This is a genomic window from Paludibacter jiangxiensis, assembly GCF_001618385.1.
Taxonomy (GTDB): Bacteria; Bacteroidota; Bacteroidia; order Bacteroidales; family Paludibacteraceae; genus Microbacter; species Microbacter jiangxiensis.
In genome coordinates this window covers 403,026-419,928 of sequence record NZ_BDCR01000001.1, presented here as the reverse complement: position 1 = coordinate 419,928, position 16,903 = coordinate 403,026, and the positions used below count along the sequence as shown (strand labels likewise).

Annotated in this window: 10 protein-coding genes; 1 reads left to right on the top strand and 9 read right to left on the bottom strand. The window is 42.0% G+C overall.

The window, feature by feature from the left end; all coding sequences use genetic code 11:
* Positions 1-168: 168 nt before the first annotated feature.
* From PJIAN_RS01615 to PJIAN_RS01600, 4 genes are all read right to left on the bottom strand, one after another.
* Entirely contained in the window at positions 169-1,623 is a 1,455-nt protein-coding gene (locus PJIAN_RS01615) for a glycoside hydrolase family 30 protein (protein WP_084252210.1), read from the bottom strand.
* A 133-nt stretch (positions 1,624-1,756) separates the two neighbouring features.
* Positions 1,757-3,217 (bottom strand): glycoside hydrolase family 30 protein, encoded by a 1,461-nt coding sequence (locus PJIAN_RS01610; protein WP_068701380.1) that lies wholly within the window; start codon positions 3,215-3,217, stop codon positions 1,757-1,759.
* A 145-nt stretch (positions 3,218-3,362) separates the two neighbouring features.
* Complete coding sequence (locus tag PJIAN_RS01605) at positions 3,363-4,991, bottom strand: RagB/SusD family nutrient uptake outer membrane protein (RefSeq protein WP_068701378.1); 1,629 nt, start codon at positions 4,989-4,991, stop codon at positions 3,363-3,365.
* 103 nt (positions 4,992-5,094) lie between these two features.
* Complete coding sequence (locus PJIAN_RS01600) at positions 5,095-8,175, bottom strand: SusC/RagA family TonB-linked outer membrane protein (protein WP_172795552.1); 3,081 nt, start codon at positions 8,173-8,175, stop codon at positions 5,095-5,097.
* Between the two features lie 583 nt (positions 8,176-8,758).
* Here PJIAN_RS01600 and PJIAN_RS01595 point away from each other — a divergent pair.
* On the top strand, positions 8,759-11,614 hold the full coding sequence (locus PJIAN_RS01595) for a triple tyrosine motif-containing protein (RefSeq protein ID WP_172795551.1): 2,856 nt from the start codon (positions 8,759-8,761) through the stop codon (positions 11,612-11,614).
* A gap of 35 nt (positions 11,615-11,649) precedes the next feature.
* Here the strand turns inward: PJIAN_RS01595 and murG are convergent, their stop codons facing one another.
* From murG to mraY, 5 genes are read right to left on the bottom strand one after another with little or no spacing between them, the layout of a single operon-like run.
* Positions 11,650-12,753, bottom strand: coding sequence for an undecaprenyldiphospho-muramoylpentapeptide beta-N-acetylglucosaminyltransferase (gene murG / locus PJIAN_RS01590; protein WP_068701373.1), 1,104 nt, complete (start codon positions 12,751-12,753; stop codon positions 11,650-11,652).
* Positions 12,737-13,948, bottom strand: coding sequence for an FtsW/RodA/SpoVE family cell cycle protein (locus PJIAN_RS01585; RefSeq protein ID WP_068701371.1), 1,212 nt, complete (start codon positions 13,946-13,948; stop codon positions 12,737-12,739). Before PJIAN_RS01585 ends, murG begins: the two co-directional genes overlap by 17 nt.
* A gap of 27 nt (positions 13,949-13,975) precedes the next feature.
* Positions 13,976-14,254: a hypothetical protein gene (locus PJIAN_RS01580; RefSeq protein WP_153802444.1), complete on the bottom strand. Its 279-nt coding sequence runs from the start codon at positions 14,252-14,254 to the stop codon at positions 13,976-13,978.
* A gap of 19 nt (positions 14,255-14,273) precedes the next feature.
* The gene (gene murD / locus PJIAN_RS01575) at positions 14,274-15,608 is read right to left on the bottom strand and encodes a UDP-N-acetylmuramoyl-L-alanine--D-glutamate ligase (protein ID WP_068701367.1); all 1,335 of its coding nucleotides are present in this window, start codon (positions 15,606-15,608) and stop codon (positions 14,274-14,276) included.
* Between the two features lie 20 nt (positions 15,609-15,628).
* Positions 15,629-16,891 carry a phospho-N-acetylmuramoyl-pentapeptide-transferase gene (gene mraY, locus PJIAN_RS01570; protein ID WP_068701365.1) on the bottom strand — a complete coding sequence of 421 codons (1,263 nt, stop codon included), beginning with the start codon at positions 16,889-16,891 and terminating at the stop codon, positions 15,629-15,631.
* Between the last annotated feature and the right edge of the window lie 12 nt (positions 16,892-16,903).

The following is a 16,903-nucleotide window of genomic DNA, read 5'->3' as shown; positions in this document are numbered from 1 at the left end:
ATAGTCCGGGGATGTGTCCAAGGTCATTTTGATAAGCAAATATAGAAATTTAAAAATTAAAACTATTGATGAAAGTTGGCTAGCCAGCAAAACACTTACAAAACGCTGGCTATGCCAACTTAGAGTTGATGCAACACAATCATTAATTGCCCAAATAACCTATTAGCATCATTCTATAATTAATGTGGAAATTGAGTGAGGCAAGCATTTTACCGGCGCTGTAACACCTTCAATAAAGAGGTTGTAATCCATCGGATTGTCGGTTGGATTCATTGCGATTACAACAATTTTTCCGTCTTTGTTGAGGAATGCAGTTGCGAGCAGTTGATCCCGTGTTGTCGAACAGGCAATTCGTTTGGCTCCGGGTTTTACAAACTTTGAAAAATGACCCTGATAATAAAAAATATTGGTGTATGTTAGTTTTCCTGTGTTTGTATCTGCATGCACAGGTGCATAACAGAAGTTACCAACATGGTTGGGCCCTCCGTTTTGATCGAGGAGAATATTCCAGTCCACCCATCCGCTATTCCCGTTGTTGAAATCGTTTATCATGGCCTTTCCGTACCGTTCACCCAACCACCATTCTTTTGTTTTTGAAGCATCATATTTTTCAATGCAGCCCTCTGAGAATAGTAAATTCTTCGATGGAAATGCTTCTTTTACTCTTTTTAGGTTCTCGAATTGCATGCCGCTACCACTCCAGGTTTCGTACCAGTGATAACCGAACCCCCAAATGTATTTGGCTGCTTGCGGATCAGCCATGATGGTGCTTGCACGATGATAAAGCAGATCTCGGTTGTGATCCCAGGCTAATAGTTTGATATTTTTCATGCCCGATTTCTCCAAAGTCGGGCCAATGAAATTCTTTATAAAATCACGCTCTTCGTCGGCGGTGAAAATGCAGGATTCCCAGGTTTGTACTGCCATCGGTTCGTTTTGTACAGATACCCCCCAGACCGGCATTCCCTTTTGCTCGTATGTTTTAATGAATTTGATAAGGTAGTTTGCCCATAATTGGCGGTATTTTGGCAGCAATTTCCCTCCATGAAGTAAGTCATTATTATCTTTCATCCATGCAGGAGGAGACCATGGGCTGACAAATAGAGGTAGCTTACCGCCGGCGGTAGCAATTGCTTTTTTGAGGAGCGGAATTTTGTACTTTTCATCGTGAGAAACACTGAATGTCTTGAGTTGTTCGTCGTTGTTGGCAACATAAGAATAACTATCACTCGAAAAATCACAACTGCCTATATTGGTTCGTACTATAGAATAACCAAGCCCGTTTTTAGGGTCGTAAAAAGCAGTTAATAACTCTTTTTGAGCGGATTCCGGCAGCTTTGCAAATGTTTCGGCGGCCGCATCGGTTATGGCGCCTCCAATGCCCACTATTGATTGAAATTTTTGAGCCGGATCTATGAATATCCAAATTTCTTTCTCGAGAGGCTGTTTGGCTTGATTAAATTGCAATGTTCCGGTCTGTGTGATTTTCAGCGGAGTATTCTCCGCAGTAGTGTACACCGTTGATTTCGATATTTTTTTAGTAACGCCAGAGGCTGAAAAACCGAAAGAAGGGAACAAACACATGGCTGCAATTGAGCAAATACCTAATAAGTTAGCTTTCATACTTCAATGTTCTTTTTGGTTGTAGTATTATGGAACTCCAGGTTGCTGAAACTATTAGAATACCCACTGATGTTGTGGAGCAACATGTTCGTTTCATAGTAATAGGTTAGATGATAGTTATGTTTTTTACAGTCTATTTCCAGACAAAAGTTCCGGCGGAACCGGCGGCGAGCGTTACGAGGCCTGTCTTGTTGTTGAACCCTATATTGAATGTTACAGGACTTTTACCGGTGTTGAGGACGATCAGTATTTTTTGTCCGTCCGGATTTTTGAATGCTACGTTTTGTAAATCACCGACAATGTTACTGCCTATGCGTACTGCGCCCGATCGTACAAACTTTGAGGCATGAGCAATGATGTAATAACTCACATTCCGGTAGGCATCAGCACTGATTGTGAGGGCTCCCAGACACGAATTACAACCTCCCGGGGTGTGCATGCTTAAAGTCGGATCAGATGCGAGGTTCCACTCTATGACATTGCGACTGTTATTACGGGTTGCACCAATGATTAGATTTTTAACGTGCCACGCGAAATCTTCTGCAAATGAACCATTTCCGGCGGTGTACTGTTCGGTGAAGTAGAGATTTTTTTCGGGGTGTGCCGATTTTACTTTAGACATTGTTTCGATAGTGCCGGCATACAGATGAAACGCTGAACCATCGATATATTTGGCTGCTTCCGGATCATTCAATATGTCGATGGCATATTCCGGATGATCGAGATTGTGATCGTATATGATTATTTTGGTTTTCAAATGGTTGTCCAGAAACTGAGGACCTAAATAGTTTTTGATAAAATTAGCCTGTTCTGTAGCCGACATTAGCATTGCCGGATTGTTATATGCATTCAATGGCTCGTTTTGAGGGGTAATGGCATCAATTGTAATGCCCGCTTCCTGCATCGATTGAATATATTTCACAAAATAACGTGCATATACATCGTAACAATCGGGGCGTAAACTACCGCCAGAGTAGCTGTGGTTGGTTTTCATCCAGGTCGGTGCCGTCCACGGTGTTGCAAGTATTTTGATTGATGGATTAAGTTTGATGATTTCTTTCAGTACCGGAATCAGGTTGGCATTGTCTTTTGCTAACGAGAAATACTGAAGGCTGTCATCTCTTTTTCCGTCTGTAGTTTCATTGTACGTAAATACTTCCGGACTTAAGTCGGAAGCTCCTATACTTATTCGGAGATAACTGAGGCCGATGCCTGTGGAATCAGTCAAAAAAAGATTTTTAAGTAAAGCCTCTTTTTTTTCGCTGTGTAGATTATTGATGAGCAGAGCACTGCTTCCGGTCAGGGCAAAACCAAATCCGTCAATTGTCTGATGGGTTTCAGTAGAATCGACAATAATTGTAGGGTAGTTGTTGGTTGATCCGCTAAAATTGATTGGGAAGTTTTGCCTTTGGAATAAAATTGATTGCGTGGGGTTTGTAAGCCAGAGCATAATATCTGTTTTTGCAGGGTTTTGCTCTTTCATTTGGTCGCCGGTAACGCTTCCTTCTACAATAGCGCTTTTGCATCCTGTTACAGATAACAGGGAAAACACAAGCACAAGGAACATCTTATATGTTATTTTCAAGCTGTGCATTACCAGTGGTTTGATGGTTAGGTAGGCGTCAGTGCGGCGAAATTACATCTGTATTTAGAAACTAACATCCGGCTTTCAAGCCGGATGTTAGTTTTATAGAGTAGCTTAATCTATTTGAATATAGATCAATCCTTTTCTTTCCGGGTTAATAACCAGGGTTCTGTTTCACATTCGGGTTAGACGACATTTCGTTGAATGGAATAGGGAACATATTGTTCTTCGGAGCAACAAAACCAGCATTTGATTTTGTGGCAAATTGCAACTGTCCACCAACTACTTTTCCTGTTGGAACTTGTTTGCCCTGATCTTTCAGTACGGTTGCAGCATCGCCCCAGCGTACCAGGTCCTGATAACGAGGGCCTTCGAATGCAAGCTCAAGTCTTCTTTCGAGTTTGATATTATCCAGAGTAACTGAAGTCAGTGCCGGCAAATTCACACGAGTACGAACCTGGTTAATCAAAGGAAGGGCAAGATTAGCTTTGCTTGATTGCAAATAGGCTTCAGCAGCCATCAGCAGTACATCGGCATAACGCATAATTCGCAGGTTTGTTCCATAGCAAAGATCAGGAACGGCACCTGATGCTGATGATGTTTCATCGGCCCATGTTGTGTATTTCAGACGTACAAGCCCCGGACAACCATACATATAGTTACCATCCTTACCCATTGTGCCTCCGGCAGCTACCACGCGAGAAGCTGTCAGGATAGTGCCTTGCAAGCGAACGGAATCACCGGCAGCTTTAAAGGCGTTCCATAAGCTAAGAGTCGGATAACCGAATCCCCAACCACCATTGATATTCAGAGAGCCTCCACTGAATCCCTGGTCGCCACGCGGACCGCAAAGCTGCCAAACTAGGTTTGCAGGATTAGTTCTTGAAGGATCATTCCAAAGGTCACCAAAGGCGTTACCCCAGTCGTTTTTACGATCACTGGTGTAGCTTATTTCAAAAATAGATTCTTTTCCGAATTCAGTACTCTTTCTGAACAATTGAGTATAGTCGTTGTTGATTTCAGAGAGCTGATACAGGTCATATTCGTGTGAATCTATCAATGCCTGAAATGTAGTAGCTGCTTCTGCATACTTTTTCTCGAATAGCTGAGCTTTTCCCAGGAATGCCATAGCAGTTCCCTTGCTGAAACGAGCAGGATCGGATCCGGCAGCAGTAAGCTGGCTTTTTTTAGGAAGATCAACAATGGCTTCGTTAAGGTCTTTTTCAATCTGAGCATAAAGTGTTTCCATGGTTGAATTACCCTGAGCATATTCTGTGGGTTGAAGTTCATGCAGTACCAATGGAACAGGACCATACAATGTACCCAATTCAAAATAGACATACGCGCGCATTGCTTTGGCTTCGGCAATCACCAGTTTCTGATAAGGTGTCGGATTCTTGATGTTGTCGATAATCAGATTGGCACGGTAAATAACCATGTACGAATAACGATAGATGTTCGTAATCGGACTGTTTGTCGGACCAAAAGTGAATGTATTCAACTCCTGATATTCAGGACGGTCGCCCGAGTTTTCGCCACCGCAATAGATATCGTCGGCCAACGATTCCTTGGTCATCCAGAAACTGGTCCATACACTGGCATTCATGGCCCGTAACATGTTGTAGCAAGATGCAATAGCACTGGTTGCGTCTGCATCCGTTTTGTAAAAAGTAGCAATGGTTCTTACACCTTTTTGATCCACATCGAGGAAATCTTTAGCACATCCGGTAAACAGAATGGCAACTAAAGCAAGAGGAAGAATCTTTTTTATTATTGTTTTCATATGATAATAATTTTCTTGTTTAAGGTCATATGGAACGACATGTTTCAACAATTATGATGTTCTTGAACGCACGATCGTTTCATCGCTTAATTTGATGATTTGGTTAAAAAGTTATGGATGCTCCAAGCATAATATCCTTAGCCATCGGGTAAGTACCGCGGTCGATACCAATATTGTTTGCACTATTGTTCTGAATAGTAGGTTGAGGATCCAAACCCGGATAAGATGTAATTGTAAAGAAATTATCCAGAGAAACGTATAGTCTCAAATTGTTTATGTTCAATTGTTTGAGGATTGGTTTAGGTACGTTGTATCCAAACTGAATCGTTTGAATTCTCAGGAATGAACCATCAAATACATACTGATCGCTCTGATATGTTTTAGCGTCCGGATTAGCTCCCGGTTTAGAGACTTTGTCTCCCGGTTTTGTCCAACGACCATCGTAAAAATAAGTTACACGATTGGAGGCCAACTTGTCAGTTCTGATCCAGCCCATTACTACTTTATTGCCTGATGCTCCAGCAAAGTTCAATGCAAAATCAAAATCTTTATACGAAAGATTAATATTGCCACCATAGGTGAGCTTAGGAACGGCACTGCCTAAATCCTGCTTGTCAGCATCGGTAATATCGCCGATTTTGGTGTCCTGGCCTTTGGCATTTACAAAAATAGGATTGCCGGTTGCCGGGTCGATGCCATGGGTTTTATATCCATAGAAATGCCATACAGAGTAACCAGGTTCAAACATTGTTACGTTTGGCCAACCTGTGCCGATGCTTGCACCGCCAACTCTTTTACCAAAAACAGGATCCAATTCGGTAACTTTGTTGGAAAGAGGAGAACAGTTAACGTTTACAGAGTAGTTTAAGTCTCCAAGCTTGTTTTTGTATGATAAATCGAATTCAAATCCTTTGTTTTCAATTTTGCCACCATTAGCCTGAGGAGCAAAGTTTCCACTTGAATAAGAAGGTATTCCGGTGAAAATCATGCCTTTAGTTGTTTTGACAAAGTAGTCAGCGGTAAAGCGTAATTTATCATTGAAAAAGCCCAAATCAAGTCCTAAATCAAGCTGTTGGCTGGTTTCCCATGTAAGTTTATCATTAGATAATACATTAGGTTCGTAGGCCTGCATCGTAGTTCCGTTTGACAAAGTATAAGTAATAGGCTGACTTCCACTATAACCAGTGATCACCGCATTATATCTGAACAATTGACTTTCGTCCAGAGATGCAAGATTACCATTTTGCCCCCAACTGCCTCTCAGTTTGGCATATGAAACCACATCACTTTTAAAGAAATCTTCATTAGACATTACCCAACCTGCCGAAACAGAGGGAAATACTCCCCAGCGTCCTTGTTTAGGTACCTGAGAAAGACCTGCTCCATCTCTACGAACAGAAGCTTCTAACAGGTATCTGTTCATGTAGTCATAAGATACACGGCCAAATAGCGACTCTTTTTTCAACTCTTTGGGTGATCCGGTTACATTGTCCTGAGTGTGAGAGGTGTAGTCCAGTTCAGCATTGTTGTCTGAAGGAAAATCCATTGGGCTACCCTGGCCATTGATGTTTTTGTGTAAATAATCTTCAGAAGAGAACCCGGCTAATAATGTGAAGTTATGTCCGCCAACTTTGTAATTGTAAGTGGCAAAATTTTCCCAAGTCCATTTTCTGTAATAATCATTATTGTCATGGGTGATTGCAGCCAGGTTTTTATTGGTTGCATCATAGTAGAATATTGGAGTCCAGTAATGATTGTTATTAAAGGCAAGTTCGTATCCAAAACGGGAAGTAAAGGTGAAGCCTTTGAAAAGATTCATATCGGCATACATACTAGCCATTAATTTATCTCCGGTAAATTTACCGGTATTATTGGCTTGAGATACGAATGGATTGATGATTTCACCAGCTACGTATTGAGAAATACCATAATAGTTTCCACTGGGAGCTTTGGTAATCAAATTTCTGTTTGCGGCAATTTCACCCTGAATAAATGTCGGGATTTTAGAAGGATCTGTATATTCGATTGGGGTGGTTGGATCCAACTGCAATGCGCTACCAATCATACCTCCAAATTCACCACCATTTTCATTGATGCCTCTCGAAGCTACGTGAGAATAATCAAAAGTATTACCTACTTTCAACCATTTTGTCATGTGATGATCCGAGTTGAATGATGCCGAATAACGTTCAAATAAATCTTTATTTCCAACAATAATACCATTGTTTTTAAAGTAGCCAACGCTCAGGTTGTATGTGGATTTTTCATTTCCACCCGAAAAAGCAAGGTGATGCTTAGTGGTATAGCCTGTAGAAAAAATGGCATCCAACCAGTCAGTGTTGTAATTCTGATCAATAGGTGCGTTTAAAATTGAATTGCCATCTGCATTTTTCTCTGTCATAAACTGAGCATACTGGCTGGTATTCATTAGTTTAGGTAGGCGAGCTGCACTTTTGAATGATTGTTGAAAATCATAAGTAATGCTCATTTTTCCGGCTTGGCCTCTTTTTGTAGTAATGATCACAACGCCGTTGCCACCTTCAGCTCCGTAAATGGCGCAGGAAGCAGCATCTTTCAATACTTCCATATTGGCAATATTTGCAGGGTCGAGATAGTTAATGTCGCCGGTTTTAATTCCGTCTACAATGTACAGAGGGTTACTACCGCCATTGGAACCATAACCACGAACACGAATGTTCATGCCGGCTCCCGGAGCTCCTGAAACAGGAACTACCTGCACACCGGAGGTTCTTCCTTGCAAACCTTCTTCAGCTCTGGAGATATTGGTTTTACTAATGTCATCTGCCGATACACTGGAGATGGCACCTGTTACCAAACTCTTTTTCTTTACACCATAACCAACTACCACTACTTCGTTGATTGATTTGCTCGTCTCTTTCATGGTAATTTTAATGTTGCCAGCATTACTACCAATGACTTGCTCAACTGTTTCAAAGCCGATGTAGCTAAATACAATTGTTTTATTCGCAGGATCCTGAACATTGGGTATTGTAAACTTACCGTTCAGGTCGGTAGTTGTCCCTTTGGTTGTCCCTTTAACGACAACCGCTACACCGGGAAGTGGTTCACTGCTTGCATCAAGAACCACACCCGAAATGTTTTGTGCCATTACTTTGCCCATACAGAACAAAATAAGCAAAACCAAAATCACTCGTTTCTTCATAGGTTTAGAATTACGCTTCGTCCATAAAAACGGACTAGGCAGGTTGAACTTAGAATTAAAAAATATATAGTTGATAAATGAATGAGTTTCGTTACTCGTAATTGCCGGTTCAATGACTATTCCGTCTGGTTGCCTGCGCATGATTTGAGTCGTAAATGTATTTGTCGGGAGTCGAAAAAGAGAAGTACAGGAACATATTGCATTTTTGCGAGAGGAATTAAGAAAATAAAAATACAATAAGCCCCTTTTGTGTTCTCATGTTTTCAAATAGACGACATTCCAATTCACGGCAAACTCTTTTGCTTTGGCTAATGTGTCGTTGAATCGATTTAAGATTAAATAATTTTTATGCAAATGTATATCCGGTAATGTATTTATATCAATTTTCATACCTCTACAAAAACTATATGTAGTTCAAAAAATGCCTCTATTATAACTCTACATTGATATGGTCAAATGTTTAAAAATCAATATCAAAAAAATAAAAAAATCTATATTTATCAATGTGTAAAATAATATTCTATCTTTGTCATTTGTAATAATGCTCAAATATGTCAATTTAACCTTATTAATAAAATACTTCATGAAAGCATGTATTTATGTTACAGTATTTTGCTTATTTTCATTTTTGTCGGAGAGCGTTTTTGCCGGTGTCGAAAAAATTGAGAATGTTTGTGTTCCTAAAATCACCTATTTTGACAAGAATGTATACAATGCTGCGAATCAAACCTGGGCGATTGCACAAAACAAGAAAGGGTACATGTATTTTGCAAATTCGGCCGGTTTGCTGGAGTATGACGGGAGCCAATGGACGCTCTATCCTTTGCCGAAATTTGCGCCCAACGTACGCAGTATAGCGATTACTGATGACCAGAAAATTTATACCGGAGTCCGGAATGAATTTGGATATTGGACAGAAGATATTTCTACCCGTAAACTTAAGTATACCTCGCTCACCCAAGCATCAAATCTCCATTTTGCCGATGAAGAAATCTGGAAAATAGTTCCCTTTCATAATTCGGTCTATTTCCATAGTTTCAAGAATATTTATAAATACAACACTGAAACTAAATCAATTTCAATAATACCGGCGCCCAATCGTTTTCAGTTTCTTTTTCGGGTAAACGATCGCTTGTTTGCGCAGGAAAAGGTACTTGGACTGATGGAGCTGAAAGATGACAGGCTTGTAGGTGTTCCCGGTGGCGAAATTTTTACCGGAGATTGTGTATATGGAATGGAGACTTATTCTGCTAATGCCATTTTAATTGCAACGATTGACAGAGGGCTTTATATGATGGAAAACGGACGTATTTCAAAATGTAATTTCCCGTGTAATGATTTCCTTATAAAGAACCAAATATTCAGCATGGTTTCTCTCCCCGGAGGAAAGTTTGCCTTTGGAACCATTCTGAATGGTCTGCTTATTACTGACCACAATGGGAATATACAGTCAACCATCAACAAGCCTAAAGGAATGCCAAATAATACTGTGTTGAGCATCTTTTCCGATCAGACAAACAACCTGTGGCTGGGATTGGACCGAGGAATTGCACACATCCAGCTAAACAGCCCCATCCGTACATTTCCTGATCCGAAAGGGGTGCTTGGTTCGGTTTATCAGGTGAAGGAATTTAATGGCAGACTTTACTTTGCTACTAATCAGGGCTTGTTTAGTTGTGCGATTGCCGATCTGTCTTATCCTGAACGAGAATTACCCTTAACTCTTATGCCGAAGTCTCAGGGACAGGTTTGGGCATTGCAGGTAGTGGGAAATAAATTGCTGTGTGCTCATAATAAGGGGATTTATGCCGTAGAAGGATCAAAGGGTGATTTTATTTATACCAAGAGCGGAACTTCTCATTGGTTGAAAATTGATGACAATACCGTTTTGTTTCTTACCTATGACGGGCTTTGTGTGATGCATATCAAGGGGAGTCAATATACAATCAAAGCGCAGGCCGTTTTTCCCTACGATGGATCATCCTTGGCGAAGGACAGAGATAATAATATTTATGTTGGAAGTCTTTCGGCCGGCTTTTGTAAAGTAAAGTTTGATTCAAACTTTGAGAATGTTGTATCCAGTAGCAGCCAGTTGGAAGATATTGGCATTAATCATGTTACTACCAGAGGAATTTATTCTTATAATGGGAACGTATTTGCGCTTGATGGGGTAAAAGGTATTCTTAAGTTCGACTATGCGTTGAACAGATTTATTCCAGATCCGCTTATCAATCGTTTGATGCCGAAAAAAGCTAATATTCATCGTTTGCAATTGGATGCCGACAGGATGTGGTGCTATGCGGCCGATCAGTTTTTCTGTATCAAGGCTTACCTTACGCAAAAACCTACTATAGAGAGCCGGAACATGGAATCGCTCTACAAACAACTCATCAAAACATATGAAGATGTAGAGAAGATATCCGATGGATCTTACATGGTTTGTACGTCGAATAGTTTTGCCGTGATGAATGCAAACTATTCTCCCAAAACAAAGCAGAATATGGTTTATCTCCGCGATATCGGAACATTCACCAATGTCTTGAAACCTTTGTCTTTACCTAATTCTCTCGATTATTACGCAACCCATGCTATTAAGTTTCCGTACAAGCATAATACAATTTTTATACGGTTTACTCTGCCTGATTATGAAAACGAAGGAAACATACGGTATAGTTATCGCCTGAAGGGAAACTCGGAAAACTTCTCTATCGCATCATCAAGTAACATTGCAACGTTTACTAATTTGCCAGCGGGTGATTACGTTTTTCAGGTCAAGGCAACCATTGTTGGTACAAATGAAGTTTATTATTCACAGGAACTCCGGATTACTATTTTGCCGCCCTGGTACATGGGCTGGATTGGTTTTTGTTTGTTTCTTCTGCTGGTTGCAGGTCTTGCTCTGCTCTATTATAAATATTTACAAAGTCGATGGCTGAAAGAGCAAAAACGTATTGAAAACGAGCATGAGAAAGAGATGGCAAAGATGGAAAATCGGGTGCTGCAGGAACAGGTAAAATCTCAAATCGATGAGCTTTCGCGTGTGACAAAATCAATGTTGCACAAGAATAAACTGATGAGCAAACTGGACGCTGAAATTGCAAAACTTGTTTTGAATAGAACAATTCCATCTTCGGAGCTGAGGGGGCTGAAACACATCGTTGAAAAGAATAAGAACCCGGATGAAGAATGGAAAGTCTTTGAAATGAGTTTCAATAAGACACACGATAACTATCTCGTTAAGTTGAGTACTCAGTTCCCGGGGCTTACAACATCAGATCTGAAACTGGCGGCATACATACGGATGAATATCAGTTCAAAAGAAATTGCCGGCCTGATGAATATATCTTCCAAAAGTATTGAAATGGCAAGGTACAGGCTAAGGAAAAAACTGAATCTTCCTCACGAACAAAACCTGACGGAATTTCTGATGGGATTGTAAAACAAAAGCCGACCCTCATGAGGATCGGTTTTTATTTATTTCGCTCTTTTCAGTATCTCATCGGCTATTCGGGCAGCCGAATCTTTTTCTGCAAGTTTCAGACAGTTGGTGGCCAGCTGTGATAACTGTAGGTTGTCTTCTATTAGTTTCAATGCAGCAGGAACTAACTGCTCTTTTGCGTCCACATCTTTAATCATCACGGCTGCATCTTTGTGCACAAGAGCCATCGCGTTATGTGTCTGGTGGTCTTCAGCCACGTTGGGAGAAGGAACCAGAATGGACGGTTTCCCTAACAAACATAGTTCGGAAATGGAGCTTGCTCCGGCGCGCGAGATAACCAGATCGGCGATGGCATATGCGTAGTCCATGCGGGCAACGAAGTCCGTCAGGATAATGTCTTTGGTAATTGACGAGGCGCTCTCTTTTCGCAGATTTTCAATGTAGATCTTTCCGGCTTGCCATATCACTTGTATTCCTGATTGTGCCAATGTTTCAAGATGCCCCAACAGGCTTTGGTTGAGGGTGCGTGCTCCGAGGCTGCCTCCGATTACCAAAAGTGTCTTTTTGGCCGGATCAAGATTGAAGAACTTATATGCCTCTTCTTTTCTTTTCGGATCGAGTTGAAGATCCTGCCGGATGGGGTTGCCGGTAAGTATAATCTTTTCTTTGGGGAAGAAACGTTCCATTCCTTCATAAGCAACGCAAAAACAGGCTGCTTTATCGGACAAAAGCTTGTTGGTGACCCCTGCAAAAGAATTTTGTTCCTGTACGATAACGGGAATGCCAAGTTGAGAAGCGACCTTTAGTGTAGGACCGCTGGCATATCCGCCTACTCCAATGACAGCGTTGGGAGCAAAGTCTTTCACGATTTTCTTTGCTTTATACATGGATTTTGCAAGCAGCATCAATGTTTTTACATTGCGCAGCATGTTTTTCCTATCGAATCCACGGATAGGTAACCCGATGATTTTGTAGCCTGCTGCGGGAACTTTTTCCATCTCCATGCGGCCTTCTGCTCCAATAAAGAGGAACTCGGCATTCTCGACTTTTGCCTTTAAGGCATTAGCGATAGCAATAGCCGGAAAGATGTGGCCTCCGGTTCCTCCTCCGCTTATGATGAATTTATTCGGTTGGTTCATTTGCTGTAGTATTTGTTTCGGGAGATTCCGTTTTTTGTTTGCCTTTCTTGAAATAACGGGTTACGCTAAGAATAATGCCAAAATAGACACTGGTTACCAGAATAGATGTTCCTCCGCGGCTAATGATGGGCAAAGGTTGCCCTGTAACCGGACCTAAATGCACAGTTACACCCATGCTTACCATGGCCTGGATGACAATCATGAGCGTAAGGCCAATGACCAGCAATGATGGATAAGGCTCGTTGCATCGCCACGCTATTTGTCCCGCTCGGAACAGAAGGAAAAGATAGAGTGCCATGACGAATATACCTCCAAGAAGGCCGGTCTCTTCCACCACAATAGCATAAATATAGTCGGCGTAAGCCTGTGGCAGATAGTTGCGTTCCAAACTATTGCCGGGAAATACGCCAATTACACCACCACGGGCGATGGCAATCTGGCCATGCATCACCTGATAGTTTTCGTCGGTGATTACGTATTTATCTTTGTCGTCTTTGTTGTGCTTCATAAACCTGGCAATACGGTTCTCCCAGGTGTAATAACGGTTGAATGCTTTGGGACGGTGGTTTTCAGGGACAATATGCATACATGCAATCAGAAGCAAAATAGCGACAGCTATACCACCCAGCAACATGCCTAATTTCTTAAATGGAATTCGTCCGATGATCATCATCAGAAAAACAACCCCGAACAGAATACACGCTGTCGATAAGTTTTCCAGACAGATTAAGCCGCAAATAACCAGCGTTACTCCGACTATTTTTAAAAATGATTTGTTGAGCTCTTCCGCATTCTTTGCTTTTGAAATCAGATCTGCGACCACAACCAGCAGCGAGATTTTGGCAAATTCCGATGGCTGGAACTGAATTCCGGCGACTCCAATCCAGCGTTTCGCATCATTGGCGTTAACCCCTCTCAATAGAGCATATATCAGGGCCAGTACCGATATGACCAGCAGGATGTATGCAAATTTGTTGATGCTCTTGTAGTTGATCATGTGTACGCCGGCTACAATGGCAGCTCCCAACGCCAGAAACATGGCATGGCGGAGCATCGGGGCAGCATGGTTGGAGGCTCTGAATGCCAGAGAACTACTGGCACTGTAAAGCTCCACGATTGAGATCATACAGAGCAGAAAAAATACTGTCCATATAACCGAATCGCCCTGAAAATATTTTTTGAAAAAATCGCGCATACCTGATATTTTATGAGTCGTTTGTGTTTATTTCTTTTTTTGAGACTTAAGCCAGTGCTCGTATTTTTCTTCGTTTTCGTACCAGGCCATCCATCCGATAACCGTGCCGCCGAGTGCTATGGCAAGCGTGGCTCCAATCATTCGTGCAACGGACAAGTAGCTGCCTGAAATGATAAAAAGAGTGAGGAACAAGGCATAAATGACCAATCCAATGCTTAATCCTACGGTTATGCAGAATGGCCACTTGCCCTTTTTGTGCCAGAATCCCCATTTGGAAATTCTTTTATTTGAATAAAACATTAACATGAACGTCGGGATTTAGTGATTATAATTTTCTGACATGCTCTTTGAACTGAACACCTCTGTCTTCATAATTTTGGAACAGGTCAAAACTTGCACAACAAGGTGAAAGCAAAACGGTGTCGCCTTTCACACTGTTTTCGTAGGCTGTTTTTATCGCTGCTTCCATCGATTGAACATCGAACGTTTTTTTGCCCATTTTATCGAAGAAATCATGTAGCTTGTGGTTGTCCAATCCCATGAAAATGAGAGTGTGTGCCTTCTGTCGTACAAGCTCTTCTATTTCGGTGTAGTCATTTCCTTTGTCGGTTCCTCCGAGAATTAGCACCACGGGCGTTTTCATGCTTTGCAGAGCATACCAGCATGAATTGACATTGGTCGCTTTTGAATCGTTGATGTAACGAACTCCACGTACTGTGGCGACGTATTCCAGACGGTGCTCCACTCCCTGAAAATTACGGAACGACTGGCGGATTGCTTCGTTTTTTACATTGATGGTTTTTGCAGCCAAACCGGCAGCCATTGTGTTGTAAAGGTTGTGTATTCCCTGAATTGCCAATTCGCCCTGCGGAATGGAAAACGGATCATTGATGTTGAATACGATATTACTACCTTCAAGGTATGCCTTTTCATCTTTCTTCTTTTCAAGAGCAAATGGCAAACGGTTGGATGCGATGTTTCTTTTTTCGAGTTCTGCGGTAATTATTGGATCGTCATTCCAGTAAATAAAGGCGTCTTCCGCTGTTTGGTTCTGAATGATACGAAACTTTGAGTCGATGTAATTCTGAAATTTATAGTCGTAACGATCCAGGTGGTCCGGGGTTATGTTGAGCAAGATGGCTACGTCGGCCTTGAAATCGTACATGCCGTCGAGCTGGAAGCTGCTTAGTTCCACAACGTAGCAGTCGTAGTTGCACTCAGCAACCTGCCATGCAAGACTCTTGCCAATGTTGCCCGCCAGACCTACATTGAGCCCAGCGTTTTTCAGGGTGTGATATATCAGCGAAGTGGTGGTGGTTTTTCCGTTGCTTCCCGTGATACAAATCATTTTTGCGTTGGTGTAGCGTTTGGCAAATTCTATTTCCGAAATAATAGAAGTCCCTTTTTCACGAAGTTTCTTAATGATTGGTGCTTTTTCGGGAATGCCCGGGCTTTTGATAATCTCGGATGCAGCAAGAACTATTTCCTCGGTGTGTTTTCCTTCTTCCCAGGGGATGTTATATTTTTCGAGCATCTCTTTGTATTCCGGCTTGATGTTCCCGAAGTCGGATACAAAAATCTCAAAACCTTCTTTTTGAGCAAGGACTGCTGCCCCAATTCCACTTTCAGCGGCTCCCAATACTACAATTTTTGTTGCCATAACGTTGTATAGTTATAGATTTAACGCATTTTTAGTGTGATGATGGTTAATGCAGCGAGCATCAAGCCAACCATCCAGAAACGGATAACGATCTTTGATTCGGGAATAGGCTGGTATGGACGTTGGATCAGCGCCTGTATGCCTGAATTTCCCGGTTTTTGGAAATGATGGTGGAGGGGAGCCATTTTAAATATCCGGCGACCTTCCCCGTATTTTCTTTTTGTCCGTTTGAAGTGTGCCACCTGTATCATTACCGATAAGTTCTCAACCAGGAAAATACCACACAAAATCGGGATCAATAATTCTTTGTGAATAATGATTGCAAAGACGGCAATGATACCTCCCAGTGTCAGACTGCCGGTATCACCCATAAAGACCTGAGCCGGAAAGGCATTGTACCATAAGAATCCGACAGTAGCTCCGATAAATGCCGCGGCAAATACCACGAGTTCGCCCGCGTCGGGTATATACATGATGTTGAGGTAGGACGCGTAATTGATATTACTCGACAGGTAGGCGAGTATCCCGAGCGTCACCCCGATGATCGCCGAAGAGCCTGTTGCCAGTCCGTCGAGTCCGTCGGTCATATTTGAACCATTAGATACAGCCGTGACGATGAAAATCGTTACCAGCACGAAAAGAACCCAACCCCAGGTTTGAGCGTTTTCTCCAAGGAATGAGAAAACATCTGCGTAATCGAAGTTGTGATTTTTGACGAAAGGAATTGTCGTTTGCGTCGATTTGAAATCGTAATTGCGGTACATGACTACTTCCTGGTCGTTGCCGGTGTATTTTACGCCTACGTTTTCGCGCATTACCACCTGAGGACTCAGGTAAAGCGTCAGGCCGACAATAAGGCCAAGTCCGATTTGTCCGACAATTTTGAATCGTCCCTGAAGTCCTTCTTTGTTTTTGCGGAATACTTTGATGTAGTCATCCAGAAAACCGATGCATCCGAGCCAGATGGTAGAAACGATCATCAGTACGGTATATATGTTGTGCAGGATGCCGAACAACAAAACCGGAACCAGAATGGAGATGATGATGATAACACCTCCCATGGTAGGCGTGCCTTTTTTAGAAAGTTGCCCTTCCAACCCCATGTCGCGGATGGTTTCTCCGATTTGTTTTTTCTGCATGTAATTAATAATCTTCCTGCCGATCAGAGTCGCAATCAACAAGGCGAATATGAAGGCCATACCGGCACGAAACGATATAAAGCTGAACATACCCGACCCCGGAACGTGCAAATCGTGAAGATATTGGAAAAGATAATAAAGCATTTGGTCTTTGTT